This window comes from Micromonospora sp. NPDC050417 (genome assembly GCF_044458865.1).
Lineage (GTDB): Bacteria > Actinomycetota > Actinomycetes > Mycobacteriales > Micromonosporaceae > Micromonospora_G.
On the sequence record NZ_JBITIH010000022.1, the window covers coordinates 18,095 to 43,509 of the forward strand.

The following is a 25,415-nucleotide window of genomic DNA, read 5'->3' on the forward strand; positions in this document are numbered from 1 at the left end:
ACGCCGGTAACTGCCTATAGTGGTTAGGTGATCGGCGTACTCAGGCTGGCCCATCCGGACGGTCAGGTCTTCGGCTTCGACGCCGGGGCACTCTGTCTGGAACTCGCCTGCGGCACCGGCGGCGAGGGATTCCGGGCCCGCTTCGAGCGGCTGCACACCCCGACTGACTTCGTCGTGTGGTCCGCGCTCAGCCGGCTCGATCCGATCGGCCACGGGGTCGACCCGGACGACATACCGGTCCAGCCAAGCGACCTGACCGAGGTCAAGCGACTGCGCGAGGCGATCTGGTCGATCGCGGTGGCGGCGACCGGGCAGCCGGTCCCGTACGAGTCGACGGAGCCCGGTCTGGCGACGGGCGCCGCCCGGCTGGCTGGCCTGGAGCGGGAGTTCGCCGTCGTCAACGAAGTGGCGGGCGGTCCGCCGGTGGTGCCGCAGTTCGGCTCCGCCGGTGGCACGCCCGTCTGGCGGAGACCGGTCGACGCGCGACAGTTGATCACTGAGATCGCGCGGGACGCGGTCCGTACCTTCAGCGCCCCCACCGTCGACCGGGTGCGGATGTGCGCCGGGCAGCGCTGTGCCCTGGTCTATCTGGACACATCCCGCCCGGGGCAACGCCGTTGGTGTTCGATGCAACGCTGCGGCAACCGGAACAAGGTCGCCGATCACCGCCGCCGACGGCAGGGCGCACCGGAACAGGTCCGGGAAACGCCTGCCTGAGCAGGGAAAGGGTCAGCCGACCGGTACGACCGGGGACGGGTTGACCGTGGCGAGTCCGGTGAGCCGGTTCAGCGAACCTTCGATGTTGGCACCGACCCGGCGCATACCCCAGCGGAGCAGGGCGCCGCTGATCGGGCCGGCGGGCCAGCGCACCATGATGAGCCGTACCTGGGTGGCGTCGTCGCCGTCGGGGGCGAGTTCGACGTACACCTCGGTCCGTGCCTCGGCGCGGGCGCCGGACCCTTCGGTCCGCTCGCGCCAGGCGATCAGCGTCGGTGCCTGGTAGGCGATCACTTCGGCGTCCACCGCCGGTCCGCGGATGACCCGGACCCGTTGCCGCCGGCCGAATCCCTCACCGGAGAGAACCTCGGCCTGACGTACGCCAGACAGCCAGGCGGGCAGCCGCTCGGCGCGCTGGACCACGTCCCACACCGCCTCGACGTTCGCTGCTACCCGCACGCTGCGTTCAATGAGCATCATCTCTATCCGCCTCCATTGAGGACATCGTACGAACATTCGCAGCTTATGCGCATATTGGTGCCAAACCGGACGCCTACCCAACGACACGCCGAAGGACTAGAGTCCGAGCAACTTTCGCGTTTCGAGGAGGGTGGATGCCCGCGTTCATGCCCCACTTCCCCGCCGGATTCACCTGGGGCGTCTCCACCTCCGCGTACCAGATAGAGGGCGCGACCAGCGACAATGGACGTGGACCGTCGATCTGGGACAGTTTCACCCACTCCCGGGGCACGGTCGTCGACGGCAGCACCGGCGACATCGCCTGCGACCACTATCACCGGTACGCCGAAGACGTGGCCCTGCTCGCCGGACTCGGCGTCGGGGCGTACCGGTTCTCCGTCGCCTGGCCCCGGATCCAGCCGGACGGGACCGGCCCGGCCAACCCTGCCGGCCTCGCCTTCTACGACCGACTCGTGGACAGCCTGCTGGAACGGGGCATCGACCCCGTCGCCACCCTGTTCCACTGGGACCTGCCGCAGGCCCTGGAAGACAGGGGCGGCTGGCTGGCCCGGGAGACCGCGCACCGGTTCGCCGACTACGCCACCCTGGTCGCCGGCCGCCTCGCCGACCGGGTGAAACTCTGGATCACCCTCAACGAGCCGTTCGTCCACATGAGCTACGGCTACGGGCTCGGCGTCCACGCCCCCGGCCGACAGCGGCTCTTCGACGCGTTCCCCGTCACCCACCACCAACTACTCGGTCACGGGCTGGCCGTCACCGCGCTGCGCACCCTCACCAGCAGCCCGATCGCCATCACCAACGACTACTCACCGGTGCGGGTCCTAGGCGACACCGACGCCGACCGACTCGCCGCCGGGGCGTACCACGCGCTGCACAACCGGCTCTTCACCGACCCGATCCTGGGCCTCGGATACCCGGAGGTCCCGGGCGCCGACGCCGCCGTGATCCAGCCCGGCGACCTCGACACCATCGCCGCGCCGATCGACGCACTCGGGGTCAACTACTACAACCCCACCGGCGTACGCGCACCCACCGACCCGGGCAATCCGCTCCCGTTCGACCTCGTCCCGCTGCCCGGCTACCCGACCACCAGCTTCGGCTGGCCGGTCGACCCGGACGGGCTGTGGGAACTGCTCACCGGACTGCGCCACGAGTACGGCGACCGACTCCCGCCGATCCACATCACCGAGGGAGGTTGCAGCTACGACGACACCCTCGACGCGGACGGCCACTGCCACGACCCGGAACGAATCGCGTACCTCGACGGGCACCTGCGCGCCGTGCACCGGGCGATCGTCGACGGCGTCGACGTACGCGGCTACTTCGTCTGGTCGCTGCTGGACAACTTCGAGTGGGCCGAGGGTTACACCAAACGCTTCGGCCTGGTACACGTCGACTTCGCCACCCAGCGCCGCACCCCGAAAACCTCCTACACCTGGTACCGCGACATGATCAACACAGGAGCCGTCGCACCCACAGGAGCCCTCGCGCCCACCGGAGCCGTCGACGTCGCACCCGCCGACGCCGGGTGACCGCCGTGCAGCCGGTTCCAGGCACCCTGCCCGCCGCCCTCGCCGAACCCACCGTTCCCGTACGCCGAGGCTGGATCGCCCTGATCTTCAGCGCGAACCTCGGCGTCTGGATGGCGTTCTTCACCCCGATCCAGATCCTGCTGCCGCAACAGGTCGAGTCGATCACACCGGTCGACAAGGAGGGAATGCTGGCGGTGGTGACCGGGCTCGGCGCACTCGCCGCCGTACTCGCCAACCCGATCGCCGGGGCGCTCTCCGACCGTACCGTGCTCCGCCTGGCCGGCCGGGACGTCGGCCGCCGGCACGTCTGGACGGTGGTCGGCGCGCTGCTCGCCGCCGGCTCGTTCCTCCTGCTCGCACGGCAGCAGACCATCGTCGGGGTCGCACTCGCCTGGGTCGCGGCACAACTGACCCTCAACGCCATGCTCGCCGCGCTGACCTCGGCGCTCCCCGACCGGGTGCCGGTGGCCCAGCGCGGCGGCGTCTCCGGCTGGGTCGGCATCCCGCAGGCGCTCGGACTGGTGCTCGGCGCGGTCCTGGTCACCAGCGTGGTCACCGGCACCGGCGCCGGCTACCTGGTGTTGGCGCTCGCCCTGCTGCTGCTGGCGCTGCCGTTCGCGCTGCTCACCCCGGACGACCCGCTGCCGCGTACGCACCGACCGACGCTGCGGTGGCGGGACCTGCTCGCCGGGATGTGGGTGGACCCACGCCGGCACCCCGACTTCGCCTGGGCCTGGGGCACCCGGTTCCTGGTCCAGATGGGCAACGCGCTCGGCACGCTCTACCTGCTCTACTTCCTGAAGGACAAGGTGCGCCACGGCGACCCGGAGGCGGGACTGCTGATCCTGATCCTGCTCTACACCGCCGGCATGATGGCCACCGCCGTCGTCTCCGGCCGGCTCTCGGACCGGACCGGCCGCCGCAAGGTCTTCGTGATCTGGTCCGGGGTGATCATGGCGGTGGCCGCGCTGCTGCTCGCCGCCGCCCCGGTCTGGCCAGCCGCCCTGGTGGCGGCGCTGCTGCTCGGCGCCGGTTACGGGGTCTACCTGGCGGTGGACGCCGCCCTGATCACCCAGGTCCTGCCGGTCGCGACCGACCGGGGCAAGGACCTCGGCGTGATCAACATTGCCAACGCCGCGCCGCAGGTACTCGGCCCGGCGCTCTCCGCCCCGATCGTGGTGCACCTCGGCGGCTACCCCACCCTGTACGCCGTGACCGCCGCCGTCACCCTGCTCGGCAGCGTCCTCGTCGTCAACATCCGCTCCGTCCCCTGAGCTCGGGGTAAGGAAGGGCCCCTTGTTATCGCATTTTGTATAGGAAGGGCCCCTTCCTAACACCGCCGTGGCGCGGCGGCGGGGGCGCGGGGCGGGGGCGCGGGGCGCGGCAGCGGGGCTGAGCCGGGTCAGCGTTCCAGTAGGAGGACGGTCACGGCCGCGGCGATGGTGACGGCCGCGGTCAAGGCACCCGTACGCAGGAAACGCGGCCAGTGCGGGCGCAGCCCCGCCGCCCGGCACCGCTCCAGCCAGAGCAGGGTGGCCAGGGACGCCCAGGGCAGCACCAGCGGTCCGGCGTTGGTGCCGATCAGCAGCCCCAGCAGTTGGTCGGTGTGCCCGAGCGGCACCACCGCCTCGGCCGCCACGTACGCCGGCAGGTTGTTGATCAGGTTGGCGAGCAGGCCGCCGGTGGCGGCGGAGCGCCACACCCCGGCCACGCCCGGGTCGACTCCCACCACGGTGCTGAGCAGCCGGGACAGGCCCAGCCGGCCGACCGCGTCGACGATCAGGAACATCCCGCCCACCAGGGCCAGCAGCCGCCACGGAACCAGTTGCCAGCGCAGCGCGGCCCGGTCCCGTACGGCGAACGCCACCAGCAGGACCACCGCGCCGGCCACCGACACCGCCGCGATCGGCACCCCGACCAGGATGCCCAGGACGAAGAATCCGCAGGTGAGCGCGGCTACCCGAAAGAGGGCCCGGTCCCGGGGGCGGTAGCGCGGCGGCGGCTGGAAACGCCGCTCGGGTCGCAGCCCCCGGCGCCAGTAGCAGAGCCAGAGGCAGATGGCGGTGGCGAGCAGGGCGGCGAGTTGCGGCAGCGCCATCCGGCCGGCGAAGTCGAGGACCGGCAGCCCGATCCGGTCGGCGGCGAGCAGATTGGTCAGGTTCGAGACCGGGAGCAGCAGGCTTGCGGTGTTGGCCAGCCAGATGGTGGTCATGGCCAGCGGCAGCGGCGCGATGCCGGCCCGGGTCGCCACCGCCAGCATCACCGGAGTGAGCAGCACCGCGGTGGTGTCCAGGTTGAGGATCATCGTGGTCAGCGCGGCCAGCGCCACGCTCAGCCCGAACAGCGCCGGATAGCTGCCCCGGGCCACGATCGCCATCCGGGCCGCCAGCACGTCGAAGAACTCGGCTCGGGCCGCCAGCTCGGCGAGGATCAGCACCGCGAAGAGGAAGACCAGGATCGGGGCGATCCGGCGCAGGGTCGCGTTGGCGTCGGCGGCCGGCACCAACCCGGTGGCGAGCGCGACCAGGCCGAGGGTGAGCAGCCCGAGCGCGAGCCACCCGGACCAGTCGAGCCGGCGGAGTGGATGGTGACGCCGTGCCGGGTTCGGCTTCCCCCGGTCGGTTCCGGAGGGCGTCGCCGAGACCTCGCGTACCGCCACGTTTCCCCTCCCCTGCTCGTCCCGCCCTGGTCACGGCCGTCGCCGGTTGCCGCGCGACGGTCGCCGCCGGGCCGTCGGCGACGATATCCCCCACGGGTACGCAAACCTGGTGGCGGGGGCGTACGGGGTCGGCCGTAGGCTGGGGCGGTGACGGTACGCGTACGCTTTGCCCCTTCCCCGACTGGCATGTTCCACGTCGGCGGTGCCCGGTCGGCCCTGCAGAACTGGATCTACGCACGGCAGCAGGGCGGTGTCTTCGTGCTGCGGGTGGAGGACACCGACGCGGCCCGGAACCGGCCCGAATGGACCGAGGGGATCCTCTCCGCGCTGGACTGGATCGGGATCGAGCGGGGCAGCTACGAAGGTCCGTACTTCCAGTCCGCCAACGCCGAGCAGCACCGCGCCGCCGCCGAGAAGCTCTACGGTCTCGGCCGCGCCTACTACTGCGACTGCACCCGGGAGATGGTCCAGGCCCGGACCGGGTCGCAGTACCAGGGGTACGACGGCTTCTGCCGGGACCGCAACCTGGGGCCGGGCGAGGGTCGGGCGCTGCGTTTCCGTACGCCGGACGAGGGCGCGACCGTGGTGGTCGACCTGATCCGGGGCGAGCCGACGTTCGAGAACAAGCTGATCGAGGACTTCGTGATCGCCCGGGGCGACGGTTCGCCGGTCTTCCTGCTGGCGAACGTCGTGGACGACATGATCATGGAAATCAGCCACGTGATCCGGGCCGAGGAGCACCTGCCGAACACCCCGAAGCAGCAGCTCCTCTGGGAGGCGCTCGGCGTCAAGCCGCCGATCTGGGCACACGTACCGGTGGTGGTCAACGAGAAGCGGCAGAAGCTCTCCAAGCGGCGGGACAAGGTCGCCCTGGAGGCGTACAAGGACGAGGGTTACCTCGCCTCGGCGATGCGCAACTACCTGATGCTGCTCGGTTGGGCGCCGTCGGGCGACCGGGAGATCGTGCCCTGGTCGGTGATCGAGTCCGAGTTCCGGCTGGACGAGGTGAACCCCTCGCCCGCCTTCTTCGACGAGAAGAAGCTGCGTGCCTTCAACGGCGAGTACATCCGCGCCCTGCCGGTGGCGGAGTTCATCGCCCTCTGCCAGCCGTGGCTGACCGGCACCGAGACGATCGCCCCGCCGCCGTGGCAGCAGGAGGAGTTCGACCCGGCCGCGTTCGAGGCGGTGGCGGAACTGGCCCAGACCCGGATCGCGGTGCTGAGCGAAATCGTGCCGAACGTCGACTTCCTCTTCCTGGCCACGCCGCTGATCGACGAGGCGGCCTGGGCCAAGACCATGAAGGAGGGCTCGGCCGAGTTGCTCGACGCCGCGATCGCGGCCTTCGAGGCGCTGGAGACCTGGGAGACCGACCCGCTCAAGGCGACCCTGGAGCAGGTCGGCACGGAGCGCGGTCTCAAGCTCGGCAAGACCCAGGCTCCGGTACGCGTCGCGGTCACCGGTCGTACCGTCGGGTTGCCTCTCTTCGAGTCGCTGGCCGTGCTCGGCCGCGAGCGGACGTTGAGCCGGATGCGCGCGGCCCGGGTCCGCCTCCCCTGAGCGGACCCGCGGACTCAGCTCTCCCGGGTACGGCGGCGGCGCAGTAGGCCGCCGCCGACCCCGGCGACCAGCAGCACGACCCCACCGAGGGCCCACGGCCACCAGGTCGGACCGCCCTCGTCCACCGCGTTCCGTCCGGTCCCGGCGAGGTTCCGTCCGGTCCCGGCGAGCGGGGTGAGGTCGGGCTCGGACGGAGGCGCGGGCTGCGGCGCCCCTGCCGCAACTGTGGGTACGGACGGACTCGGTGGCAGGGCCGGACTCGACAGCGCCTGGCTCGGTGCTGTCGGGCTCGGTGCGGTGTCAGCAGACGCGCCGACGGTCATGGTGAACCGAATTCGCCCCTTGACCGGGTGCCCGTCACTGGACGGAAGCTCGTACCCGACGGTGTAGAGGCCGGCAGGGCCGGGCCGGAACCCCACCACGACCCTGGAGCCCGAAAAGATCGGCTCCGCATTTGCGGCCGAAACGTTATCCGGCCCGACGACCGTGATTATGGTGGCGCCGGGATCGAGTTTCGCCAGGAAGGTCAGGGTCAGCCGGGTCGGTGCGCGGTCGAGCCGCGCACCGTCGGATGGATCACTGCTGGTCAACGAGTTGTGCGCCACCGCCGGCGACGCCGTCAGGAAGACGCAGGCGGCGCTGGCAGCCACGAGTAGCGCCCCGGTCCGGGTGAATTTGCCCCCCATGCAGTCCTCCGCGAAGATACGATTCGGTCCACCGATCAACGGCTCGTCACCAGTCGACCCTAGATCGCAGATAGCTACAAATACTGCTCGAACAGGTGCAACCGAGCGACGTTCTGCGGAGTCTTTGTAGTGGACGCGATGAACCTGCCCCGGCAGCAGACCGCGTTCCGATCAAGCAACCAGCGCGTGACCTGCATCAAGGCCATCCATCGAACGGGGCGAGGAGGTCAGCGATGATCCGAGAGACCAGGCACCGGCTCACGATCGTCGTCGCGCTGATGGTCGCGGTTGGCTCCTGGCTCGGACTCGCCAGTCCGGCCGCCGCCGCCCCCGCGCCCACTCCGAACGCCGTCACGATCAGTGGCGACGGCATCGACAAGGCGCTGACCGTGCGCGCCGACGCCGACGTGGAGCTCTTCGACGCGGTGCTCGAACAGGTCAGCTGGTTGCGGGGCTCCGGCCAGACCGGCTCCCCAGCCCCCGGCGACCTTGGTCCGAAGTACACCGTCGTGGTGCTGACCAACGACGTGGCGAAGCAGACCTACGACCTCTACCCGCTGGCCAAGGGCGGTCCCCGGGCGTTCCGTCCGGCGAAACAGCCGGACAAGAGCAAGGCCAGCGCCGCCTGGTTCTACGGTCGCCTCTCGATGAACGAGACCCTGCAGGCCGCCGGGGTGCCGCTGCCGAACCAGGCCACCTCGGTCAACGGCGGCATCGGCGGTGGCGAACGGGTGATCCGGGAGGACAGCCTCACCCCCGGCAAGGACCTGGGTCGGATGTTCGGCGAGTTGCGCCACCTGCTGCTGCTCAACGGTGCCGTGGTCGTGGCCATCACGATCTGCCTGGCCGGCATCTCGCTGCTGGTCCGCCGCCGCACCCGCTGACTCCGTCGGGACCTATCTACCCTGCCGACCCGGTGTGATTCGCCGTGATCCACTGATCCGCCGCGCCGGCGTCAGCCACACCTGATGATGCGGTGAATCCGGGGCGGGTCAGCACCAACGGTCCGGCGGTCGCTGTCGCCGGTCGCCGCGTACCCGGGGCCGCACCGCCCCGTGCCGGTGGCCGCCGGCCCAACCGGGCAGGCCCGGCTGGCAGGAGGACGCGCGGTGCAGTTCCTCGCCGGCCGTCTGCTGCTCCGGGTCGACCGGCTCGCCGCCGCGCTGCCGGGGCACCAGCCCACCGCCCACCACGTCGACCGCGCCGTTGTCGGTCAACAGCTCCGACTGGGCCCCACCGCTCCCGCAGGAGCCGGGCGATCCCGAACCGGAACCGATCGCACCGGGGCTCGAACCGGAACCGATCGAGCCCGAACCACCTGGGCCGGAACCACTCGGGCCGGTCGCCAGCTCGGCTCCCGCCGGGACGGCTCCGCAGGCCCAACGCAGTGGCTTCCCGGTGAAGGCAGACGACGACTCCTCCGGATCTCCCCGCAGCGGCACCTGCTCGCCGCGGGCGCAGCCGTGCTCGGCCTCCCCGTGCGCCATCCCGGCCTCCTCTTGATTGCCGTCGCCGTGTGGGCGGTTCCCCGGACGACACAGGTCATAGGTGGTGGTAACCACCCTGGGGCTGTTACTAGCCGTACCGGGCAGTGTCACCGTACTGGCCGAAGCTGACGGGTCCGACGTCGCCGTGGCTGGAGACCGGGACGGCTGACTGAGAGTGATCCCGGCGGCGCGTCAATCGTCGGTTCAGTAGAGCCTCGCGCTGTCCGGTCGTACGGCACTGTACGGCCATCCGTCGATCCCACCACACCGTCGGGCTCCTGCCATCCGACGAATCGATGACCAGTGGGTGATCTGACTCCGTCAAACGACGGAGAGACAGGTAATGATCACGAAGAGTCGGGGTGGTGGGCCGTACCCGCCCCGCTCCCCCCGACGAGCACCGGAACCTCCCGCCGGGGCACGAACCGGTTGATCGCGTACACCGTGAGCGGGACCACGGCGAGCCCCAGCAGCCAGCCACCGAACACGTCCGCTGGCCAGTGCGCCAGCAGCGCCAGCCGGGTCACCCCGATGAAAATCGCGAACAACGCCGCCAGGGACACCGCGACGACCCGCCCGGTCCGCGCCAGCGAGGGCCAGAGCAGGAGTACGGCCATCAGCGCGGTCGCGGTGGCGTTGCTGGTGTGTCCGCTCGGGAAGCCGTTGCTGTGCACCACGACGAAGCCGTCGAGTGGTCTGGGGTGGTGCACCCCCCAGTGCAGCAAACCCCAGAGCACCGGCACGAGTACGGTCAGCGCGGCGCAGCAGGCGGCGGCCCGGCGCTCACCCCGGGCCAGCAGCCCACCACTCGCCACCGCGCCGATCAGCAGGTACGGCACCGTGGCGGAGATGTCGGTGGTGATTCGCAGCACGCCGACCAGTTCCGGATGCCGGTCTCCGTACCCCCGGAAAGCCTCGCTGGTCGCGGAGTCGAAGCTGTCCAGCGGCGCCCAGCCACCGAGCACCAGGCCGGTCAGGGCGAGGAATGTGATCGAGGCGAGCAGCGGCACCAGCACCGGTGGACGGACGATCATCCCCGCATGATGGCACGGACACCCCGCCCCCGCCCCGCGAACACTCCTCGGGCGGGACGTTAGGAAGGGCCCCTTGTTATACAAAAAACGATAACAAGGGGCCCTTCCTTACCCCCGGGGGTGGCGTGACAGGGTGACGGGATGGTGACGGAGGCGGATGGTGGCGAGTTGGCCGCCACGCTGCGTCGGATCGAACGCGCGGCGGGGGCGTTGGCCACCGCCAGCATGGCCCGGATGGACGAGACCCTGCCGTGGTTCCGGGGTCTGCCGGCGGAACAGCGGGCCTGGGTCATGCTGGTCGCGCAGGCCGGTGTCCGGTCGCTGGTGGAGTGGCTGCGCGAGGGTGGCGGCGCCCGGGAGAGCCCGCAGGAGGTGTCCGACGAGGTGTTCGCCTCGGCACCGCGGGCGCTGGCCCGGTCGATCAGCCTGCAACAGACCGTCGCGTTGATCAAGGTGACGATCGACGTGGTCGAGGAGCAGGTGTCGGAGTTGGCCGCGCCCGGCGAGGAACACCTGCTCCGCGAGGTGGTGCTGAAGTTCTCCCGGGAGATCGCCTTCGCCGCCGCCCGGGTGTACGCGCGGGCCGCCGAGTCGCGTGGCTCGTGGGATGCCCGGTTGCAGGCGCTGCTGGTGGACGCGTTGCTACGGGGCGATTCGTCGGACGTACTGGCCAGCCGGGCGGCGGCGTTGGGCTGGGCGGACGCCCCGCCGGTGGCGGTGGCGGTGGGGCGCTCGCCGGGTGGCGAGGTGGCCGCTGTGCTGCACACGGTCTACCGGGCGGCGCGTCGGATCGGCGTGGAGACGATCGGCGGCGTGCACGGCGACCGGCTGGTCCTGGTGCTCGGCGGGGCGCTGGATCCGATCGCGGCGACCGCTCGGCTGCTCGGTGGCTTCGGCGAGGGTCCGGTGGTGGTCGGCCCGGCGGTGCCGAGCCTGGACGAGGCGACCGACTCGGCCCGAGCCGCCCTCTCCGGGTTCCGGGCGGCTCCGGCGTGGCCGGCCGCGCCGCGTCCGGTGGCCGCGGCCGACCTGTTGCCGGAGCGGGCGCTCGCGGGTGACGCGGAGGCCCGGCGCGGGTTGCGCCAGGACGTCTACGCACCGCTGGTGCGGGCCGGCGGGGAGTTGCTGGAGACGATGGATGCGTTCTTCGCGGCGGGTGGGGTGCTGGAGAGCGCGTCGCGGGCACTCTTCGTTCATCCGAACACGGTGCGTTATCGGCTGCGCCGGATCGCGGACGTGACCGGCTTTTCGCCGTTGACCCCGCGCGACGCGTTCGCGTTGCGGATGGCGCTGACCATCGGCCGGCTGGACCCGGCGGCACCGGGCCCACCGTCGCCCGGACATGAACGGTCGTTCACCGCAAAGGCCCCATAACCCACAGCACCGCCGTTGATCTTTGTAGGAATCCCACAAAGGTCGTAGTGTGGTTTAGTGCCTTGCGGTAAGAACGTGACCGCCCAGTATCCAGCAGAGTCATAACCGTGCTCGCCGTACTCTCCCCCGGCCAAGGCTCACAGAAGCCCGGCTTCCTCACTCCATGGCTCGACCTCACCGGCACCGAGGCGCGACTGCGCTGGTGGTCGGCGCTCGCCGGGGTGGACCTCGTGCACCTCGGCACCGAGGCCGACGCGGACGAGATCAAGGACACCGCCCGCACCCAGCCACTGCTGGTCGCCGCCGCGTTGCTCGCCGCTGAACACCTTCCGATGTACGACGTCAGCCTCACCGCCGGCCACAGCGTCGGTGAACTGGGCGCGGCAGCCCTGGCCGGAGTCCTGCCCGCCGAGGCCGCCATCACGCTCGCCGGCGTACGCGGACGGGAGATGGCCGCCGCCTGCGCACTCGAACCGACCGGCATGGCCGCCCTGCTCGGCGGCGACGCGGAGACGGTGAACGCCGCTATCGAGGCACACGGCCTGCACCCGGCCAACATCAACGGTGCCGGCCAGATCGTCGCCGCCGGTGCGATCGACCGACTGGAGAAGCTCGCCGCCGAACCGCCGGCCGGTGTCCGGGTACGGATGCTGCCGGTCGCCGGCGCCTTCCACACCCCGTACATGGCCCCGGCCGAGCAGGCGCTCGCCACCATCGCCGCCGGCATCACCCCGAGCGACCCCGCCCGCCTGCTCCTCTCCAACCTGGACGGGGCCGCGGTCAACCACGGCCGGGACATGCTCCAACGGCTGGTCCGCCAGGTCACCGCTCCCGTGCGCTGGGACCTCTGCATGGCCACCCTCGCCGACCTCGGGGTCACCGGAGTGATCGAACTTCCGCCGGCCGGCACCCTCGCCGGCCTGGTCAAGCGCGAACTCAAGGCGACCGGGGTGCCGGAGATCGTCACCCTCAACACCCCGGACGACCTGCCCGCCGCCCGTGACCTGATCGCCCGCCACGGCATGCCGCCGAGTCACGAGCCCACCATGCAGTTCCGGGTGGTCGTCGCCCCGAGCGCCGGTACGTTCGTACTCGCCACCAGCCTCAACGAGGGCGACTCGATCAAGTCCGGTCAGGTCATTGGTCAGGTCGCCACCCGCCAGGGGCCGGTCGACGTACCCGCGCACTGTGACGGCGTACTCACCGAGTGGCTCGTCTCACCCGACGACCCGGTCGCCCCGGGTCAACCCCTCGCCCGCATCGGAGGACACCTCTCATGAGTCGCATCGTCGCCATGGGGCACTACCAGCCATCCCGGGTGCTCACCAACGACGACCTGGCCAAGATCGTCGACACCAACGACGAGTGGATCCGGGACCGGGTGGGGATCGTCACCCGCCGGATCGCGGACAACGAGACGGTGAGCGACATGGCCACCGCAGCCGCCGACACCGCGCTGGCCAACTCCGGACTCACCGCCGCCGACATCGACCTGGTCGTCGTCGCCACCTGCAGCTCGGTCGACCGCAGCCCGAACGTGGCCTGCCGGGTCGCCGCCAAGCTCGGCATCGACGCCCCCGGCGCGTACGACATCAACACCGCCTGCTCCGGCTTCTCCTACGCACTCGGCACCGTCGACCACGCGTTGCGCGCCGGAGCGGCCCGCAACGCCCTGGTCATCGGCGCCGAGAAGCTCTCCGACTTCACCGACTGGACCGACCGCTCGACCTGCATCATCTTCGGCGACGGTGCCGGTGCCGCGGTGGTCAGCGCCGACGACGACGGCGACACCCCGGGCATCGGCCCGGTCATCTGGGGCTCGGTGCCGGAGAAGAGCGACGCGGTACGGATCGAGGGCTGGCGCCCGTACATCCAGCAGGAGGGCCAGCAGGTGTTCCGCTGGGCCACCACCGCACTCGCGCCGCTCGCGCTCCAGGCCTGCGAGCGGGCCGGGGTGGCGCCGGAGGAGATCGCCGCGTTCGTGCCGCACCAGGCGAACCTGCGGATCATCGAGGGGATCGCCAAGCGCCTCGGGATGCCGAACGCGGTGATCGCCCGGGACATCGTCGAGTCCGGCAACACCTCGGCGGCGAGCGTACCGCTGGCCCTGTCCAAGCTGGTCGAGCAGCGCGCGGTGCCCAAGGGCGCGCCGGTCCTGCTCTTCGGCTTCGGCGGCGGCCTCACCTACGCCGGCCAGGTCGTCCGCTGCCCCTGAGCACCGCGTCCGCACGCACCCCCGGTACGCGCCCCCCGCGCACCGCATGAACCCCACCGGCCGGCTCACGCCGGACGGTGCAGGCGGTATCGTCCGCCAGCGCAGATCCACTTACCGAGAGGAAACCAGCACCATGACGACCCGTGACGAGATCACCGCCGGCCTCGCCGAGATCCTCGAAGAGGTAGCCGGGGTGAACCCGGACGACGTCGCCGAGGAGAAGTCGTTCACCGACGACCTCGACGTCGACTCGCTCTCCATGGTCGAGGTCGTTGTCGCGGCCGAGGAGAAGTTCGGCGTGAAGATCCCCGACAACGAGGTCCAGAACCTCAAGACCGTTGGTGACGCTGTCGCCTACATCCAGGCCCAGTCCTGATCATGAGTCGCCCCGACGTCGTCGTCACCGGGCTCGGCGCGACGACCCCGCTCGGCGGGGACGTCGCGTCGACCTGGGACGCCATGCTCGCCGGCCGCTCCGGGGTGGGACACCTCACCCAGGAGTGGGCCGCGCAACTGCCGGTACGGATCGCCGCCGAGCTCGCCGTGGACCCGTCCGAGGTACTGGACCGGATCAAGCTGCGCCGGCTCGACCGGTCCGAGGCGATCGCCCTGATCGCCGCCCACCAGGCCTGGGACGACTCCGGCCTGGCCGACTCCGGGCTCGACCCGGAGCGGCTCGGGGTCAGCGTCGGCACCGGCATCGGTGGCGCGCAGACCCTGCTCTTCCAGGACGACATCCTGGAGGAGAAGGGCCCGCGTCGGGTCTCCCCGCACACCGTGCCGATGCTGATGCCGAACGGACCGGCCGCCTGGGTCGGGCTCGAACTCGGCGCCCAGGCCGGGGTCCACTCGGTCGCCAGCGCCTGTGCGACCGGTGCCGAGGCGATCGCGCTCGGACTGGACATGATCCGCTCGGGTCGCGCCGACGTGGTCGTGGCCGGTGGCACCGAGGCGGTCATCCACCCCCTGCCGATCGCCGGGTTCGCCTCCGCGCGGGCCATGTCGATCCGCAACGACGCCCCGGAGATCGCCTCCCGCCCCTGGGACAAGGGCCGCGACGGCTTCGTCCTCGGTGAGGGTGCCGGTGTCCTCGTCCTCGAACGGGCCGACCATGCCGCCGCCCGTGGCGCCAAGGTCTACGCCCGGCTCGCCGGTGCCGGGATCACCTCGGACGGTTACGACATCGTCCAGCCGCACCCGGAGGGCGCCGGCTTCAAGCGGGCCATCCGGTTCGCCCTCGCCGACGCCGACCTTGACCGGTCGGACATCGTGCACGTCAACGCGCACGCGACCTCGACCCCGGTCGGCGACATGCTCGAAGTGGCGGGCCTGCGCTCCGCGCTCGGCGACCACCCGGTGCTGACCGCCACCAAGTCGCTGATCGGGCACCTGCTCGGCGCGGCCGGCGCGGTCGAGTCGATCGCCACCATCCTGGCCATGCGCGACGGGGTCGTCCCTCCGACAATCAACCTTGACGACCCGGAGGACGGCCTGCTCGACGTGGTGGCGCACAAGCCGCGTCAGATGGACATCCCCGCCGCTCTGAACAACTCGTTCGGCTTCGGCGGCCACAACGTGGCTCTCATCTTCACCCGGGCCTGAGATTAACTGCCTGCTCCGGTCGGGTACGCCCGACGTACTCGACCGGAGTGTGATTGGAGGCGTACGTGACCACCACCTCTGTCAGCGCTGATTCGTCGACCGTGGACTACCGCGACCCCGAGTTGCGACTCCGGGCGCTCTTCGACGACGGCTCCCTGCGCCTGCTGATGTCCCGCGACGACTCGGGCGTGCTCTGGGCCCGGGGCGAGATCGACGGCACCCCGGCGGTCGCGTACGCGACCGACGCGACCCGGATGGGTGGCGCGATGGGCACCGTCGGGTGCCAGCACATCGTCGACGCGATCGACACCGCGGTCCGTGACCGGGTGCCGGTGCTCGGGCTCTGGCACTCCGGCGGCGCCCGGCTGGCCGAGGGCGTGGTGGCACTCGACGCGGTCGGCCAGGTCTTCGCCGCCATGGTGCGCGCCTCCGGACGGGTGCCGCAGATCTCGGTGGTGCTCGGCCCGGCGGCCGGTGGCGCCGCGTACGGCCCGGCCCTGACCGACATCGTGGTGATGAGCGGCGCCGGCCGGATCTTCGTGACCGGGCCGGAGGTGGTCCGCAGCGTCACCGGTGAGCAGGTCGACATGGAGCGGCTCGGCGGCCCCGAACCGCACGGTCGGCGCTCCGGCGTGGTGCACGTGACCACCAAGGACGACGAGTCGGCCCTGGCCGAGTCGCGCAAGCTGGCCGCGCTCCTGGGTCACCAGGGCCGGCTCAGCCCGGCCGACATTCCGGCCGCGGGTCAGGAGGGCCACGACCTCGCCGCGCTGATGCCGGCCGAGACCAACCGGGCGTACGACGTCAAGCCGGTGGTGAAGGCGCTGCTCGACGCCGCCGGGGTGGAGTTGCACGCCAAGTGGGCGCCGAACGTGGTGACCGTGCTCGGACGCTTCGCCGGCCGTACCGTCGGTGTGATCGCGAACAACCCGCTGCGCCTGGGCGGCTGCCTGGATGCCTCCAGCGCCGAGAAGGCGGCCCGGTTCGTGCGCATGTGCGACTCGCTCGGGGTGCCGCTGATCGTGCTGGTCGACGTGCCGGGTTACCTGCCCGGTCTCGGCCAGGAGTGGGACGGAGTGGTACGCCGCGGCGCCAAGCTGCTGCACGCCTTCGCCGAAGCGGTCGTGCCCCGGGTGACCCTGGTGACCCGCAAGGCGTACGGCGGCGCGTACATCGCGATGAACTCGCGTTCGCTCGGTGCCACCGCCGTTTTCGCCTGGCCGAACGCCGAGGTTGCCGTGATGGGCGCGTCGGCGGCGGTCAACATCCTGCACCGCAAGAAGCTCGCCGCCACCCCGGCAGACGAGCGGGAGGCGCTGCGGGCACAGTTGATCGAGGAGCAGACCCGTACCGCCGGTGGGGTGAACCGGGCGCTGGAGATCGGCGTGGTCGACGACGTGATCGAGCCGGCGGAGACCCGCCGCCGCATCGCCGACGCCCTGGCCGCCGCCCCGGCTGCCCGCGGCTCCCACGGCAACATCCCGCTGTAACGGTGTCCGTGTAAGGAAGGGGCCCTTGTTAACGCATAGCGTTAACAAGGGCCCCTTCCTTACACCGGGTTCGGGCGGGCGGCGGTGTCCGATTAGGGTTTACCCCCGTGGAAGCCACCGAGATTCGCAAGCTCGCCGCACTCGAGGGCACCCACTGGTGGTACCGGGAACGCCGCGCCCTGCTCGCCCGCGCGCTGCGCCGGCTCGCCACCGCCGGGGCGGGACCGGACCGGACCGGCGGTAGAGCGTTGGACATCGGGGCCGCTGGCGGCGGCAACACCCGGGTCCTGCGGACACACGGGTGGCGTCCCGTGGCACTGGAGTACAGCCCGGAGGGCGCCCAGGTGGCCGCCGAACGCGGGCTCCAGGTGGTACGCGCCGACGCCCGGCACCTGCCGCTGCCCTCGACGAGCCTCGGTCTGGTGGTCGCCTTCGACATCCTCGAACACATCGAGGAGGACGCGCTCGCGGCGGCGGAGATCCGGCGTACGTTGCGCCCCGGTGGGACCGCGTTGATCGCCGTACCGTGCGACATGCGGCTCTGGTCCGCCCACGACGTAGCGGTCGGGCACGTGCGACGCTACGACCGGACATCGCTGGTGTCGGTGCTGGAGCAGGCCGGTCTGGTCGTCGACGACCTGTGGAGCTGGAACGTGGTGCTCCGTCCGGTCGCCGCCTGGCGCCGCCGCCGCTCCACCGGCAGCGACCTCGACGACCTGCCCGGTCTGGTCAACCTCGGCCTACGCGCGGTCATCACCGCCGAACGCTATCTGCCGGTCAAGTCGCTGCCCGGGGTGTCGCTGATGCTCCGCGCCCACCGCCCCTGAGATGCTCCAAGGGAGCGGGGGCGGTCAGCGGAGCTGGTAGACGGCGAGTCGACCGTTGTCGAAACGGCGGTCCGCCAGGTGAGCCAACACCTCGGCCTCCTGGCCGACGGAACGGTCCACGACCAGCCATCGCACGCCGTACCGGTCCCGAAGATCGGCGAGGCCCGCCTCGGTCGGGGCGGCGAATGCCTCGTCGTTGGCCCGCAGCCGCGTCTGGTCCCAGAACGGGACGTACGGGCCGTCCGGCTGCCCGACCAGCTTGGGCGTGAACGCCCAACCCTCGACCAGCACCGAGCGCTGGGTGTACGCGCTGACCCAGAACGACCGGGCGTCGCACCTGCCGTCGACCACCGCGCGGCAGTACGCGTTGGTCGCCACCACGTCGTCGGCTTCGCTGTGCTCGTACACCCAGCGGGCCGCCGCCACCCGCGACTGCGGCATCGGCACCACCGCGTACGCGCCGCCGTTGGAGTAACGATGCGCCGCCGCCGCGTCCATCACCAGTCCCGGCGCCCCGGCGACCAGGATTCCGGTGAGCAAAACGACGGCACCCCGACCACGGAGTCCGGGCCACCGACCGGCCAGGACCGGCCAGACCAGGGCGACGAGCAGGGCGAGACCGGCGAGGGCCGCCGCCCACCAGAGCAGTGGGCGCAGCGGATCCCAGACCGGGGCGGAGTGGACAGTGGCCCGGTTGTTGAGCTGGATCAGGCAGAGCAGCAGCGCGAACCCGGCCGCGCCGGTGGCGAGCAGCACCCGGCCCCGCCGGTGCAGCCGGGCTCGTTCGATCAGTTCGGCGTATCCCCAGCCGGAAGCGATCACGCCGAAGGCGAAGCCGGCCCGGGTGAAGTACTGGTTGCTGCTGCCCGGGTGCCCGACCAGCAGGTAGATCGCGGGGCCGATGACCGCGCCGCCGAGCAGGAACACCTGCACCGGTTCGAGCCGGAACCGGCGGTGGCGCAGCAGCGCCACGATGCCGGCCAGCCGCAGTTGCAGGTTGAGCAGGAAGGCCAGCAGCACCGCGCCCCAGAGCAGGACGGAGGCACCGGGACCCCGGTCGGCGGCGGCGCCGACGAAGGGCCGGAGGCCGGAGAAGGGGTCGACGGTCACCCCGTGGCTCTCGAAGGCGAAGAGGATAGCGGTGGCGAAGCCCTGCGCGGCGAGCGCCAGCATCCCGGCGACGATCACCGGCCAGGCGAGCCGGCGACGTACCACCAGCGTGACCAGGGCGGTCAGCCCGAGCCCGGCGGCGACCACCGGCACCGAGCTGGCCTTGGCTCCCGTGGAGGCGGCGAGCAGCAGCACCGCCAGCACCCAGGCGCCCCGCCCCAGCGGCGGTACGGTGACTCCCCGGGCCGGGCCGATCCGGTCGGCCAGGACCGCGATCAGCGGCAGCAGCAGGACCCAGCTGTACGTCATCGACGGGCTGCCCCAGACGATGAAGGTCGCCTGGGTGCCGAAGAGCTGGCGGATGCCGTTCTCGTAGCCGAACTCGCCGATGGTGAGCATCAGCGCGGCGGCCACCGCACCCGCGTACGGGCGGCCGCTGATCCGCCAGCCGACGACCGCGACCAGCAGCACCGCGAGCAGGCAGAGCGTCGGTACGGCCAGCCGGAAGAAGACCGTGGGCAGGTCCACTCCGCTGACCAGGTTCGCCGCCGCCATGTGGGCGAAGCCGAACCAGTGGTAGTGCAGTGGTTCCCCGGCGACCTGCGGCACCTCCGGCGGCATCTGGTGGGTGGCGGCGCCGGCGATGGAGAGCTGGAACGGCAGGTCGATGTACTGTGCCTGCTCCTCCCCGAGGGGGAGGACCGGGTTGCGGTAGAGGAACGACTCGGCCAGGTAGATGGTGAAGCCGGCGATGATCGCCGCGACCGACCAGGCCCAGCCGGTCGGGACCGGGGTGTAGCCGGTGACCCGCCAGTGCCGGCGCAGCCGGGGTACGGCCACGAAGGGCAGCACCACCGCGACCGGCCAGAGCCACAGCCAGTGTTCGAGCCCGAGTCCGGTGAGGACCGCCCAGGCGGCCAGTTCCAGCACCAGCCCGACGGCGGCGCCGACGGCGAGGTCCTCGACCAGGGTGTGTGGCCGGGCTCGTAACGCCCGGTAGACCAGGGTGCCGGGGAGCACGACGGCGAGCAGGGCGTACCCGGTGTAGCGGGCGATGTCCAGGGCCGGGGTGTCGGCGCTGAGCAGGATGACGACGACGAAGACGAAGGCGGCGAGCGCGGGTGCGTACCGGGGCAGTGCCTCGGCTGCCCGGTGGGGGCGGGTGGTCGGGGTGCCGAGTGCCGGCGCCCCGTCGGCGACGGCGGTCACCGCAGTGTGTCGGCGAGTGCCGCCCCGGTGCCGTTGCCGGCCGGCACGTCCCGCACGGCATCCGTGACGGCCGTCGATGCGCCGACTCCCACCGGTGCGGCGGGCGGTTCACCGTCGGCGGTGTCGGTGGCGACGAAGTACGCCGGTCGCCCCTGTACGGCTGTGTAGATCCGAGCCACGTACTCCCCCAGCAGGCCGAGACAGAGCAACTGGACGGCCCCGAGGAAGAGCACCGCCACGTAGAGCGACGGCCAGCCGCTGACCGTCGCGCCGAAGAAGTAGGCGACCACGGCGACCACCACCAGCAGCCCGCAGATCGCCACCCCGGCCAGGCCCAGCCAGGTGGCGAAGCGCAGCGGCGCGGCGGAGAAGCTGGTCACGCTGTCGGCGGCGAGGCCCACCATCCGGGACATCGGGTATTTGGTCCGCCCGGCCGCCCGGCTGTCGCGCAGGTAGCTCACCTCGCCGCTGGGAAAACCGAGCCAGGGTACGACCAGCCGCAGCACCGGGGTCCGTTCCGGCAGTTCCCGCAGTGCCTCCACAGCGGCTCGGCTGAGCAGTCGGAAGTCGCCGGCCTGGGCCGGCACCTGCTTGCCGACGAGCCGGCGCATCAGCCGGTAGTACAGCCCGGCGGTCCACCGCTTGAAGAACGTGTCCGTACGCCGGTCGGCGCGCACCCCGTACACGATGTCGAGGTGCCCGAGCCGGGCGGCGTCGAGCATGTCGGCGATCGTCTCCGGCGGATCCTGGAGGTCGGCGTCGAGGCTGACCACGTAGTCGCCACGGGCGCGCAGCACCCCGGCGACCAACGCGGCCTGGTGGCCGCTGTTGCGCCGCAGCCGCAGCACCCGCAACTGGGGCCAGGTGGCGCGGGCGGCGGCGAGCGCGGTCGCCGTGCCGTCGGTGCTGCCGTCGTCGACGGCCACCACCTCGTACGGTTCGGCGAGCCCGTCGAGGACGTCCCGCAACCGCTCGACCAGCAGCGGGAGGACGCTCTCCTCGTTGAACATGGGCACGACCACGGACAGCACGGGTCCCGGTTGCGTCACGGCCCGCGCACCCCCTCCGGTCGACCCGGCGGACAGGCGAACGCTACCAGCCGCCGGGGTTCGACAGATCGACGATGGGTGGCTGGTGCGCGTACCGCCGGCCCCGTTCGGGTCAGGCGGTGCAGGAAGCGCGGGAAAGCCCGGTCACCGGGACCGGGGAGTGCCCGGTCGGGCGGGCCTTGCCGGCGAGGACGTCGGCCAGCGCCGCCATCGAGACGGTGCTGGACGAGTAGGTCGCCAGCAGCACCGGGGACTTCGCCGATTCCAGCAGGAACGGGGTGTCCATCGCGACGGTCACGCCGGCGGCGGCGTTCAGGTCGGCGGCGGCGTCGCCGTAGCCGACCAGGTGCACGACGGTGCCGCCCTGCGGGACCACCTGCACTCCGGCTGCGGTCAGCGCCGAGGTCAGCGCGGCGGCGGTCTTCTCCCGGCCGTTCGAGGCGGTGACGGTCACCGGCCCGCGTACCGCCGCCTCGGCGCAGGTGCCGCGCAGCGCGGTGACCGACGCCGTCGCGACCCGCCGGGCGGCTTCCCGGTGTGCCGCGCTGTCGAGCGTCGACATCGCCGGTGCGGGGCGCCCGGCGAGAGTGAACTTCAGCGTGAGCACCCGGGTTGCCGCTTCGACCAGCCGGGTACGGGGCAGTGTCCCGGCGCGTACGGCGGCGAGCAGCCCGTCGTACGCCTGGGTGACGTTCGGTGGCATCAGCAGCAGGTCGTTGCCGGCGTTGATGGCCCGTACGGCGGCCTCGCCCGGCGGGTAGACCTCGGCCGGTGCCATGTTCATGCCGTCCGAGACGACCACACCCTTGAAGCCGAGTTCTCCGCGCAGCAGGTCGGTCAGCACCTTGTGCGAGAAGGTGGCCGAGGTGCCCGGGTCGATGGCGGTCACGTCGAGGTGGCCGGACATGACCAGCCCGGCGCCGGCCGCGATGCCGGCGGTGAACGGCGGCAGGTCTCCGGCGTCGAGCGCGGCCCGGTCCTGGGCGAGCACCGGCAGGTTGTCGTGCGAGTCGGCGGCGGTGTGGCCGTGCCCGGGGAAGTGTTTGAGGGTGGCCGCGACCCCCGCTCCCTGTAGGCCCCGGACGGCGGCGGCGACCTGAGCCGAGGTCGCCTTCGGGTCGTCGCCGAAGGAGCGCGAGCCGATCACGGTGCTCTGCGCCCCGAGCACGTCGGCGTCCGGGGCGAAGTCGACGTTGATGCCGAGGGCGGCGAGTTCGGTGCCGGCGGCCTGCCAGGCGCTCTCGGTCAGGGCCGGATCCGCGGCGGCGCCGAAGGCCATGGCGCTCGGCAGGACGGTCACCCCGTTGCCGATTCGGGTGACCACGCCGAACTCCTGGTCGGTGCCGATCAGCAGTGGTGCGGCACCGGCCGGTAGCTGGGCTCCGGCGGCCTGGAGACCGCCGGTCAGCTCGTGCACCTGCGCCGGGTTGTCGACGTTGGTGGTGACCTGGTTCTTGCCGGTCGGGTCGTCGGCGGAGAACCCGACCAGGATCAGCCCGCCGAGCCGGTACTTGGCGATCATCTCGGCCGGCGTCTCGACCCCGGCGAGGGCCTTGTTCCCGGCTGCCGAGCCGGCGGTGACCTTGGTCGCCGAGTTGCCGTAGGCGTACGGCATCAGCACCTGGCCGACCAGGTCCTCGTCGGTGAGGCGGCCGACCAGTTCGGCGGCCCGCGCCGCCGGGTCGGTCCCGCCTGACGTGCTCGGGGTGGCGGGTCCGCACTGCTGCCCGGCTGGGCAGCCGGGGTCCGCGCCGGTGGTGCCCTGGTCGGATCGACCGGCACAGCCGGTCGCGGTCAGCGCGGCCAGTACGGCGAACGCGGCGAGGGTACGCCGGAGGGGGATCGGCATGGCGTCATCCCATCAGTCCCCTCCTTACCAGGGCAACTTGACCAAGTCCGGACCGAGTACGGACCTGCACGGGTCAGCCGACCCTGGTGAGCAGCGTCACTGGGGCGCCGTCACCGGCGTACCGGTAGGGCTCCAGTTCGGCGTCCCACGCGGTGCCGAGCGCCTTGTCCAAAGCGTGCGCCAGTGCCTCGGGAGCCCGTGCCGACGCCATGATCTCGCGCAGCCGGTCCTCGCCGAGTTGGATGTCACCGGCGGCGCCGGTGGTCGCCCGGAACAGTCCGCGTCCCGGGACGTACATGAACCGCTCGCCGTCGACCCCGGCGCTCGGTTCCTCGGTGATCTCGAAACGGATCATCGGCCACTGCCGGAGGGCAGCAGCCAGTTCTGCACCCGTCCCCGGCCGGCCGGACCAACTGCACTCTGCCCGGCGGGCGCCGGGATCGACGGGTTGAACCGTCCAGTGCAGATTGACCGGCACGGTAAGGACGCGCGCGATCGCCCACTCGACGTGTGCACACACGGCGAGCGGGGTCGAGTGGACGTATACGACGCCACGCGTTGGCACGGTGACCTCCCGGAGAGCGAGGTGCGTCTTCCCCTACGACCTCGATCACCAGGCGATCTGCAACACATGATGACTGCTGTGACGGATGGTGCGCCAGAGAATCGGAATTTTGGCATGCCGGAATAGCCGTACCGCTAGTGGGTGTTCATTCCTCACGACAGGCCGCGATCGCCATCCGGCTCTCGTGGTCGTGTAAGGTTCACTCGGCGTCCTGTGCCCCAGGCCGCCAAAATTGCAGTTCGGCGGCCCCGGCCACTTCGGCGACCGGGCCACCAGGCGCGTCCGGCGTGTTGCCGTCGCGCATTCCGTCCTCCCGTTATGTCTGGCAAGGAGTACTTCCGTGGCGAGCAACACCTCAAAGACCGCGCGCGCGTCAGTCCGCGCCGGCCAGGCCGGTCAGGGTGGCGCCCTGAGCGTGCTCGGCGAGTTCAAGTACCTGATTCCGCTCAACGGCGGCAAGCACGCCTACGTGCGGAACCTGACCAACGGCAAGACCGTCCACGTCCGCACCGACTCCGACGCCTTCGTCGAGGAGGTCCGGCAGCTCGCCGGCGCCGGACACGCCGCCAAGATCCGGGCTGAGATCAGCGGCCTGGCCACGGCGTTCCCGGGCGACGGCTGGGACACCGCCGAGAAGCGTCTCGTCGAGGCTGGCGTCTTCACCGCCTGAGTCGACCCGCAGCACACGAACGCCCCGTACCGGCCGAGCGCCGGGCGGGGCGTTTGTCGCTTTCTGCACCCCTGGAGGTTTCCTCACCCGCGTCCCGCTCGGTGTCCGTTCCGGCGACCACGGTCGTCCGCGCGAACGGGAGCCGGGCGACAGCATCAATCGAAGATCACGGGTACGCTTGTTACCCGCGGGTAGGGCACCCCGGGGAGCCCGGAGGTAGCCGTGTCCGACCAGATCCCGACCCCGCGCACCCCGGCCGACCCGCTCCGGCCCACCACCCCGATCCCACTCTCCGACGGGCTCCGGCTCCACGTCACACAGGCCGGACCGGCCACCGCGCCGGTCACCGTACTGCTGCTGCACGGCTGGAACCTCGACCACCGGACCTGGCACCGGCAGGTGAGCGCACTGACCGCCACGCTCGGCGACTCGGTCCGAGTGATCGGCTACGACGCCCGCGGGCACGGCAGATCCGGGGTGAGCGCCCTCGGCACCGCCACCCTGGCCCGGCTCGGTGACGACCTGGCCGAACTGATCGACACGATCGCGCCGACCGGGCCGGTGGTGCTCGCCGGCCACTCTCTCGGCGGCATGACCATCATGGAGTACGCCCACCGCCACCCCGACGACTTCGCCGCCCGGGTGGCCGGTCTGGTCCTCGTCGCCACCACCGCCGAGGGACACACCCACACCTGTTACGGGCTACCCTCCAGGATCACCTGGCTGGTCCGGCTCGCCGAGACCACCGGCGCCGGCGTACTGGCGCGCTGCGGTGGTCTGCGCACCCCCGGGCCGGTGCTCCAGGCACTGCGACCGGCCCTCCGCTGGCTCCTCTTCGGCGACGACTGCGCCGCCGAGGACCTCGACCTCACCACCTCGGCGGTGGCCCGCGCGGCACTGGTCTCGATCGGCGGGCTCCGCACCTCGGTCGGCCGGCAACACCGGCTGGAGACCCTCACCCGCCTCGGCGACCTGCCGGTCGCCGCCCTCGTCGGTGACCGGGACCGGCTCACCCCGCCACGCTGCTCCGATTCGATCGTCGAGGCGCTCCCGGCCACCGAACTGACCGTCTGCCCCGGCGCCGGCCACATGCTCCTGCTCGAACGTCCCGACGAGGTCAACGCCGCCCTGCTCGGGGTGGTCCGCCGGGCCCTCGCCCGGATCCCACGCCAACCCCGGGGCGAGGGCCGCCGCGCCCACGTCGGGGATCACGCCTGACGCCCGCGCAGCGGGCACGGCGGCCCCACCCAGGTGGGATTCGGCACCCGAAACGGAGCACCGCTGTAGCCGACACGGTGGCCGG

The 25,415-nt window shown here is 71.6% G+C and carries 23 protein-coding genes; 14 read left to right on the forward strand and 9 right to left on the reverse strand.

The annotated features are described in order from the left end of the window. Nucleotides 1–27: 27 nt before the first annotated feature. Nucleotides 28–717 carry a CGNR zinc finger domain-containing protein gene (locus ACIBF5_RS25465; protein ID WP_396815389.1) on the forward strand — a complete coding sequence of 230 codons (690 nt, stop codon included), beginning with the start codon at nucleotides 28–30 and terminating at the stop codon, nucleotides 715–717. Between the two features lie 12 nt (nucleotides 718–729). Here ACIBF5_RS25465 and ACIBF5_RS25470 read toward each other — a convergent pair whose 3' ends face one another. Next, a complete protein-coding gene (locus ACIBF5_RS25470) occupies nucleotides 730–1,197 on the reverse strand; it encodes an SRPBCC family protein (protein ID WP_396815390.1) in 468 nt (155 codons plus the stop codon). Nucleotides 1,198–1,331: 134 nt separating this feature from the next. On the opposite strand from ACIBF5_RS25470, the gene ACIBF5_RS25475 reads away from it, so the two are divergent. Together ACIBF5_RS25475 and ACIBF5_RS25480 are read left to right on the forward strand one after the other, a co-directional pair. Then, nucleotides 1,332–2,729 carry a GH1 family beta-glucosidase gene (locus ACIBF5_RS25475; protein WP_396815391.1) on the forward strand — a complete coding sequence of 466 codons (1,398 nt, stop codon included), beginning with the start codon at nucleotides 1,332–1,334 and terminating at the stop codon, nucleotides 2,727–2,729. Continuing rightward, nucleotides 2,726–4,003 (forward strand): MFS transporter, encoded by a 1,278-nt coding sequence (locus ACIBF5_RS25480; RefSeq protein ID WP_396815392.1) that lies wholly within the window; start codon nucleotides 2,726–2,728, stop codon nucleotides 4,001–4,003. The genes ACIBF5_RS25475 and ACIBF5_RS25480 overlap by 4 nt, the downstream gene beginning before the upstream one ends. A gap of 128 nt (nucleotides 4,004–4,131) precedes the next feature. Here ACIBF5_RS25480 and ACIBF5_RS25485 read toward each other — a convergent pair whose 3' ends face one another. After that, complete coding sequence (locus ACIBF5_RS25485; RefSeq protein ID WP_396815393.1) at nucleotides 4,132–5,388, reverse strand: SLC13 family permease; 1,257 nt, start codon at nucleotides 5,386–5,388, stop codon at nucleotides 4,132–4,134. Between the two features lie 147 nt (nucleotides 5,389–5,535). On the opposite strand from ACIBF5_RS25485, the gene gltX reads away from it, so the two are divergent. Continuing rightward, a complete protein-coding gene (gltX, locus tag ACIBF5_RS25490; RefSeq protein ID WP_396815394.1) occupies nucleotides 5,536–6,945 on the forward strand; it encodes a glutamate--tRNA ligase in 1,410 nt (469 codons plus the stop codon). Between the two features lie 14 nt (nucleotides 6,946–6,959). Here the strand turns inward: gltX and ACIBF5_RS25495 are convergent, their stop codons facing one another. Continuing rightward, complete coding sequence (locus ACIBF5_RS25495) at nucleotides 6,960–7,631, reverse strand: copper resistance protein CopC (RefSeq protein WP_396815395.1); 672 nt, start codon at nucleotides 7,629–7,631, stop codon at nucleotides 6,960–6,962. A gap of 233 nt (nucleotides 7,632–7,864) precedes the next feature. Here ACIBF5_RS25495 and ACIBF5_RS25500 point away from each other — a divergent pair, with 233 nt between their 5' ends. Further along, on the forward strand, nucleotides 7,865–8,515 hold the full coding sequence (locus ACIBF5_RS25500) for a hypothetical protein (RefSeq protein ID WP_396815396.1): 651 nt from the start codon (nucleotides 7,865–7,867) through the stop codon (nucleotides 8,513–8,515). A gap of 108 nt (nucleotides 8,516–8,623) precedes the next feature. On the opposite strand, the gene ACIBF5_RS25505 is transcribed toward ACIBF5_RS25500, so the two are convergent. Further along, nucleotides 8,624–9,118 (reverse strand): hypothetical protein, encoded by a 495-nt coding sequence (locus tag ACIBF5_RS25505; protein ID WP_396815397.1) that lies wholly within the window; start codon nucleotides 9,116–9,118, stop codon nucleotides 8,624–8,626. A gap of 347 nt (nucleotides 9,119–9,465) precedes the next feature. After that, the gene (locus tag ACIBF5_RS25510) at nucleotides 9,466–10,152 is read right to left on the reverse strand and encodes a phosphatase PAP2 family protein (protein ID WP_396815398.1); all 687 of its coding nucleotides are present in this window, start codon (nucleotides 10,150–10,152) and stop codon (nucleotides 9,466–9,468) included. Between the two features lie 141 nt (nucleotides 10,153–10,293). Here ACIBF5_RS25510 and ACIBF5_RS25515 point away from each other — a divergent pair, with 141 nt between their 5' ends. From ACIBF5_RS25515 to ACIBF5_RS25545, 7 genes are all read left to right on the forward strand, one after another. After that, complete coding sequence (locus ACIBF5_RS25515) at nucleotides 10,294–11,526, forward strand: PucR family transcriptional regulator (RefSeq protein ID WP_396815399.1); 1,233 nt, start codon at nucleotides 10,294–10,296, stop codon at nucleotides 11,524–11,526. Between the two features lie 107 nt (nucleotides 11,527–11,633). After that, nucleotides 11,634–12,806, forward strand: a complete 1,173-nt coding sequence (locus tag ACIBF5_RS25520) for an acyltransferase domain-containing protein (RefSeq protein ID WP_396815400.1) — start codon at nucleotides 11,634–11,636, stop codon at nucleotides 12,804–12,806. Beyond that, on the forward strand, nucleotides 12,803–13,741 hold the full coding sequence (locus tag ACIBF5_RS25525) for a beta-ketoacyl-ACP synthase III (RefSeq protein WP_396815401.1): 939 nt from the start codon (nucleotides 12,803–12,805) through the stop codon (nucleotides 13,739–13,741). The genes ACIBF5_RS25520 and ACIBF5_RS25525 overlap by 4 nt, the downstream gene beginning before the upstream one ends. Nucleotides 13,742–13,874: 133 nt before the next feature. Then, nucleotides 13,875–14,117 carry an acyl carrier protein gene (locus ACIBF5_RS25530; RefSeq protein ID WP_121156257.1) on the forward strand — a complete coding sequence of 81 codons (243 nt, stop codon included), beginning with the start codon at nucleotides 13,875–13,877 and terminating at the stop codon, nucleotides 14,115–14,117. Nucleotides 14,118–14,119: 2 nt separating this feature from the next. After that, nucleotides 14,120–15,343: a beta-ketoacyl-ACP synthase II gene (gene fabF / locus ACIBF5_RS25535; RefSeq protein WP_396815402.1), complete on the forward strand. Its 1,224-nt coding sequence runs from the start codon at nucleotides 14,120–14,122 to the stop codon at nucleotides 15,341–15,343. A 65-nt stretch (nucleotides 15,344–15,408) separates the two neighbouring features. After that, nucleotides 15,409–16,833: an acyl-CoA carboxylase subunit beta gene (locus ACIBF5_RS25540; RefSeq protein ID WP_396815403.1), complete on the forward strand. Its 1,425-nt coding sequence runs from the start codon at nucleotides 15,409–15,411 to the stop codon at nucleotides 16,831–16,833. 107 nt (nucleotides 16,834–16,940) lie between these two features. Then, entirely contained in the window at nucleotides 16,941–17,660 is a 720-nt protein-coding gene (locus tag ACIBF5_RS25545; RefSeq protein ID WP_396815404.1) for a class I SAM-dependent methyltransferase, read from the forward strand. A 24-nt stretch (nucleotides 17,661–17,684) separates the two neighbouring features. Here the strand turns inward: ACIBF5_RS25545 and ACIBF5_RS25550 are convergent, their stop codons facing one another. The 4 genes from ACIBF5_RS25550 to ACIBF5_RS25565 all read right to left on the reverse strand — a co-directional run bounded on the left by ACIBF5_RS25550 (nucleotide 17,685) and on the right by ACIBF5_RS25565 (nucleotide 23,442). Beyond that, the gene (locus ACIBF5_RS25550; RefSeq protein ID WP_396815405.1) at nucleotides 17,685–19,979 is read right to left on the reverse strand and encodes a hypothetical protein; all 2,295 of its coding nucleotides are present in this window, start codon (nucleotides 19,977–19,979) and stop codon (nucleotides 17,685–17,687) included. Further along, complete coding sequence (locus ACIBF5_RS25555) at nucleotides 19,976–21,028, reverse strand: glycosyltransferase family 2 protein (protein WP_396815406.1); 1,053 nt, start codon at nucleotides 21,026–21,028, stop codon at nucleotides 19,976–19,978. Before ACIBF5_RS25555 ends, ACIBF5_RS25550 begins: the two co-directional genes overlap by 4 nt. A 112-nt stretch (nucleotides 21,029–21,140) precedes the next feature. Then, nucleotides 21,141–22,877: a glycoside hydrolase family 3 protein gene (locus ACIBF5_RS25560; protein ID WP_396815407.1), complete on the reverse strand. Its 1,737-nt coding sequence runs from the start codon at nucleotides 22,875–22,877 to the stop codon at nucleotides 21,141–21,143. 73 nt (nucleotides 22,878–22,950) lie between these two features. Further along, nucleotides 22,951–23,442: a DUF3145 domain-containing protein gene (locus ACIBF5_RS25565; protein ID WP_121156262.1), complete on the reverse strand. Its 492-nt coding sequence runs from the start codon at nucleotides 23,440–23,442 to the stop codon at nucleotides 22,951–22,953. Between the two features lie 340 nt (nucleotides 23,443–23,782). Between ACIBF5_RS25565 and ACIBF5_RS25570 the strand changes: the two genes are divergently transcribed. Further along, entirely contained in the window at nucleotides 23,783–24,112 is a 330-nt protein-coding gene (locus ACIBF5_RS25570) for a hypothetical protein (protein WP_121156263.1), read from the forward strand. A 282-nt stretch (nucleotides 24,113–24,394) separates the two neighbouring features. Then, nucleotides 24,395–25,330 (forward strand): alpha/beta fold hydrolase, encoded by a 936-nt coding sequence (locus tag ACIBF5_RS25575; RefSeq protein ID WP_396815486.1) that lies wholly within the window; start codon nucleotides 24,395–24,397, stop codon nucleotides 25,328–25,330. Nucleotides 25,331–25,415 lie beyond the last annotated feature (85 nt).

What these genes read in the sequence shown, in the direction of transcription:
- ACIBF5_RS25510 (WP_396815398.1), bottom strand. Translation starts at nt 10,152, where the DNA reads ATGATCGTCCGTCCACCGGTGCTGGTGCCGCTGCTCGCCTCGATCACA.
- ACIBF5_RS25525 (WP_396815401.1), top strand. Translation starts at nt 12,803, where the DNA reads ATGAGTCGCATCGTCGCCATGGGGCACTACCAGCCATCCCGGGTGCTC.
- ACIBF5_RS25500 (WP_396815396.1), top strand. Translation starts at nt 7,865, where the DNA reads ATGATCCGAGAGACCAGGCACCGGCTCACGATCGTCGTCGCGCTGATG.
- ACIBF5_RS25515 (WP_396815399.1), top strand. Translation starts at nt 10,294, where the DNA reads ATGGTGACGGAGGCGGATGGTGGCGAGTTGGCCGCCACGCTGCGTCGG.
- ACIBF5_RS25495 (WP_396815395.1), bottom strand. Translation starts at nt 7,631, where the DNA reads ATGGGGGGCAAATTCACCCGGACCGGGGCGCTACTCGTGGCTGCCAGC.
- ACIBF5_RS25530 (WP_121156257.1), top strand. Translation starts at nt 13,875, where the DNA reads ATGACGACCCGTGACGAGATCACCGCCGGCCTCGCCGAGATCCTCGAA.
- ACIBF5_RS25470 (WP_396815390.1), bottom strand. Translation starts at nt 1,197, where the DNA reads ATGATGCTCATTGAACGCAGCGTGCGGGTAGCAGCGAACGTCGAGGCG.
- ACIBF5_RS25505 (WP_396815397.1), bottom strand. Translation starts at nt 9,118, where the DNA reads ATGGCGCACGGGGAGGCCGAGCACGGCTGCGCCCGCGGCGAGCAGGTG.
- fabF (WP_396815402.1), top strand. Translation starts at nt 14,120, where the DNA reads ATGAGTCGCCCCGACGTCGTCGTCACCGGGCTCGGCGCGACGACCCCG.
- ACIBF5_RS25475 (WP_396815391.1), top strand. Translation starts at nt 1,332, where the DNA reads ATGCCCGCGTTCATGCCCCACTTCCCCGCCGGATTCACCTGGGGCGTC.
- ACIBF5_RS25560 (WP_396815407.1), bottom strand. Translation starts at nt 22,877, where the DNA reads ATGCCGATCCCCCTCCGGCGTACCCTCGCCGCGTTCGCCGTACTGGCC.